Here is a 3,583-nt window from a genome sequence, read left to right on the forward strand (position 1 = left end):
GCGATGCGGCGCGTGCGCACGCCGCCCTCGCCCGGCCGCGCCGTCAGCGACAGCGGCGGCGACACCGTCACCTCCGGCCGCGCCGGCTTCGGCAGCGCGCGCGGCAACGGCGGCGGCAGCGCCATGCCGAGCCCGTCGGCGACGGCCTTGGCCAGCGGCTTCGAGACGTTGACCAGCGAGGCCACCATGCGCTCGCGCACGGCCGGCACCGTCACCTTGCTCAGCTCGAAGCGGAAGCCGCCGATGATGTGCGCCTGCTCCACCGGCGTCTGGCTCTCGTAGAACAACGTGGCCTGCGTGTAGTGGTCGGCGAATTTCTCCGGCTTGCCGCGCAGCTTCTCGCCGTCGATCGGCTGCGGGAACGACACGAAGCCCTTCGCGCCGGCCTGGAACGGGCAGCCGCCGCCGAGCGAGTTCGGCTCGTAGGCGACGCGCCCGCGGTTCAGCGCCTGCCGGTGCATGCCGTCGCGCTGGTTGTTGTGCACCGGCGCGAGCGGCGCGTTGATCGGGATCTCATGGAAGTTCGGCCCGCCGAGCCGCGAGATCTGCGTGTCGACGTACGAGTGGATGCGCCCGGCGAGCAGCGGGTCGTTGCTGAAGTCGATGCCCGGCACCACGTGCGCGACGCAGAACGCCACCTGCTCGGTCTCGGCGAAGAAGTTGTCCGGGTTGCGGTTCAGCACCAGGCGGCCCACCGGCTGCAGCGGCACCAGCTCCTCGGGGATGATCTTGGTGGCGTCGAGCACGTCGAAGCTGAACTGCTCCGCCTGCGCCTCGCTGAACACCTGCAGGCCGAGCTCCCACTCGGGGTACTCGCCCGACTCGATCGCCTCCCACAGGTCGCGCCGGTGGTAGTCGGCATCGGCGCCGGCCAGCTTCACCGCCTCGTCCCACACCAGCGAGTGCGTGCCGAGCAGCGGCTTCCAGTGGAACTTGACGAAGCTGCTCTCGCCGCGCGCATTGACGAAGCGGTACGTGTGCACGCCGAAGCCCTGCATCATCCGGTAGCTGCGCGGGATTGCGCGGTCGGACATCGCCCACATCAGCATGTGGGTCGACTCCGGCATCAGCGACGCGAAATCCCAGAAGGTGTCGTGCGCCGACGCCGCCTGCGGCATGCCGTGGTGCGGCTCGGGCTTCACCGCGTGGATCAGGTCGGGAAACTTCATCGCGTCCTGGATGAAGAACACCGGGATGTTGTTGCCGACCAGGTCCCAGTTGCCCTCGTCGGTGTAGAACTTGATCGCGAAGCCGCGCACGTCGCGCGCGGTGTCGACCGAGCCGCGCTCGCCGGCCACGGTGGAGAAGCGCACGAACACCGGCGTGCGCTTGCCGGCCGCGGCGAACGGCGCGGCGCGCGTCAGCTTCGTCAGCGGCTTGTAGCACTCGAAGTAGCCGTGCGCCGCCGAGCCGCGCGCATGCACGATGCGCTCCGGGATGCGCTCATGGTCGAAGTGGGTGATCTTCTCGCGCAGGATGAAATCTTCGAGCAGCGTCGGCCCGCGCAGCCCGGCCTTCAGCGAGTTCTGGTTGTCGCCGACCGCGACGCCCTGGTTGGTGGTCAGCACCTCGCCGCCGGCATCGGCGCGCACGCGCTGCAGCGAGCCGAAGCCTTCGTGCGAGGGCGCATCGTCGCCGCCCTGGCCGGTCTTGCCCGTGTCGTTCGCCTCGCTCAGCGTGCCGGCGCCGGTCGACACCGAGGTCAGCGGGCTGCGTTGCCCGATCGGGGGTGCGAGCGCGTTGTCGCGCCCGATCTCGTTCGGCTTGTTGGCATTGAACGGAATCGCCGCCGCGAGCGCCTGCACCTCGACGGCCTGGCGCTCCTGGCCGGCCGGGCTCGGCGGGATCGGGCGGCGCTTGCCGGCAGAGGTCTTCGAGGGAGTCTTGGGCATCGGATGTCCTTCAGGGCGTCTTGCGCGGCTTGGTCGACTGCAGGTCGGGCGGCGCCGGCTTGTGCAGGCTCGCCTTGCCGGCTTCGGCCGACGGCAGCTCGGCGGGCGTCGCGCCATCCGGGTTGGTGCCGGCCTTGGGGCCGTGCTTGGTGTCGGGGCTGCCGGCATCGTGGATGCTGCGCGGCTTGCTGGACGGACTGGAAGGCTTGCTCATCACGGTCTCCTGGAGTGCGGGAGCGCTCAGCGCCGCGGGCGGCTGAGGACCCAGAGGGCGGTGCCGAGCACCGCGGCGATGCCGACGCCGGCGGCCACCGTCCGGGCGGCTGGGCGGTGGCGCCCGAGGAAGACCTTGGCGCCCGCGAGYACCAGGCCGAAGCGGCCGGCTTTGCCGGGTTTCCGCAGCCAGCCCGCGGCGGCGCGGCCGGCCTGCGACAGCAGCCCGTCGTGCGCCGGCTGGCCGGTCAGGCGCGCGGTGCTGGCCTGGTCATCGATGCGTTGCGTGGTCATGGTCGCCCTTTCGTGGAATGCCTCGATCGGAGGAACGGGGCAAACGGCATACCTGTGCGCGATGCGCAAGATCGCACCTGCAGTTGCGTGCTTCTCCTACAGCGAACGCGATTCGAGTGCGTAGATTGGGTTGGCCACTTCAAGGAGTTCCCCATGCCGACATCCCACACTGCCACCCGCTCGCACACCGCGACCGCCACGCGCACCCGCAAGGCGCCGCCGGCCGATGCGATCAAGCTGCTGCGCGCCGACCACGCCGAGGTGAAGAAGCTGTTCGCCGAGTACGAGAAGCTCGCGAAGGCCGAGGCCGATGCCAGCGAGCGCGAGGCGCTGGCGCTCGACATCTGCAACAAGCTGACGGTGCATGCGCAGATCGAGGAAGAGATCTTCTACCCGGCCTGCCGCGACGCGCTGCAGGACAACGACGACCTGCTCGACGAGGCCACCGTCGAACACGCCAGCGCGAAGGACCTGATCGCGCAGCTGCAATCGAGCTCGCCCGACGACGACATGTACGACGCCAAGGTCAAGGTGCTCGGCGAGTACATCGACCACCACGTGAAGGAAGAGCAGAACGAGTTGTTCCCGAAGGTGCGTCCGAAGATCGACCGCCGCGAACTGGGCGAGCAGATGCAGGCGCGCAAGGAACAGCTGCTCGCGCGGCTCGACGCCGCGCACTGACGCCTCCCCGCCGCGATGGACCTGTCGATCTTCGCGTTCAACGTCCCGCCGCTCGAGCTCGTGCTGCGCGGGACGCTGATCTACTGGTTCCTGTTCCTGATGTTCCGCTTCGTGCTGCGGCGCGACGTCGGCTCGGTCGGCATCGCCGACGTGCTGCTGGTCGTGCTGATCGCCGACGCGTCGCAGAACGCGATGGCCGGCGGCTACGAGACGGTGTCCGAAGGCTGCGTGCTGGTGCTGACGCTGATGGGCTGGAACTGGCTGCTCGACTGGGCCTCGTTCCGCTTCGATGCCGTGCGCCGCCTCGCCGAGCCGCCGCCGCTGCTGCTGGTGCGCAACGGCCGGGTGCTGCACCGCAACTTGCGGCAAGAATTCCTGACGCTGGACGACCTGCAGTCGCAATTGCGGCAGAACGGCGTCGGCAACCTGGCCGACGTGCGCCGCGCGTTCATGGAATCGGACGGGCGGTTTTCGGTGATCACGCGGGAGGGGCAGCGCTCGCA

General features: G+C 69.7%; 5 protein-coding genes. 2 read left to right on the plus strand and 3 right to left on the minus strand.

Annotation, left to right across the window (positions count from 1 at the left end; genetic code table 11):
• The 3 genes from AC1D01_RS25350 to AC1D01_RS25360 form a co-directional block, all read right to left on the minus strand.
• Nucleotides 1–1,892, minus strand: a 1,892-nt coding sequence (locus AC1D01_RS25350; protein ID WP_477871283.1) for a catalase, incomplete at its 3' end; no start/stop codon positions are given.
• A gap of 10 nt (nucleotides 1,893–1,902) precedes the next feature.
• Nucleotides 1,903–2,106 carry a hypothetical protein gene (locus AC1D01_RS25355; RefSeq protein ID WP_477871285.1) on the minus strand — a complete coding sequence of 68 codons (204 nt, stop codon included), beginning with the start codon at nucleotides 2,104–2,106 and terminating at the stop codon, nucleotides 1,903–1,905.
• Nucleotides 2,107–2,132: 26 nt separating this feature from the next.
• Complete coding sequence (locus AC1D01_RS25360) at nucleotides 2,133–2,399, minus strand: hypothetical protein (RefSeq protein WP_477871287.1); 267 nt, start codon at nucleotides 2,397–2,399, stop codon at nucleotides 2,133–2,135.
• 153 nt (nucleotides 2,400–2,552) lie between these two features.
• On the opposite strand from AC1D01_RS25360, the gene AC1D01_RS25365 reads away from it, so the two are divergent.
• Together AC1D01_RS25365 and AC1D01_RS25370 are read left to right on the plus strand one after the other, a co-directional pair.
• Nucleotides 2,553–3,080 carry a hemerythrin domain-containing protein gene (locus AC1D01_RS25365; RefSeq protein ID WP_477871289.1) on the plus strand — a complete coding sequence of 176 codons (528 nt, stop codon included), beginning with the start codon at nucleotides 2,553–2,555 and terminating at the stop codon, nucleotides 3,078–3,080.
• A 15-nt stretch (nucleotides 3,081–3,095) separates the two neighbouring features.
• Nucleotides 3,096–3,583: DUF421 domain-containing protein (locus AC1D01_RS25370; protein WP_477871291.1), on the plus strand; the 488-nt coding region annotated here is incomplete at its 3' end.

Source organism: Rhizobacter sp. P3_B12, assembly GCF_056402895.1.

Excerpts from the sequence above, each read along its gene's own strand:
- AC1D01_RS25355 (WP_477871285.1), bottom strand. The coding sequence starts at position 2,106 with ATGAGCAAGCCTTCCAGTCCGTCCAGCAAGCCGCGCAGCATCCACGAT.
- AC1D01_RS25365 (WP_477871289.1), top strand. The coding sequence starts at position 2,553 with ATGCCGACATCCCACACTGCCACCCGCTCGCACACCGCGACCGCCACG.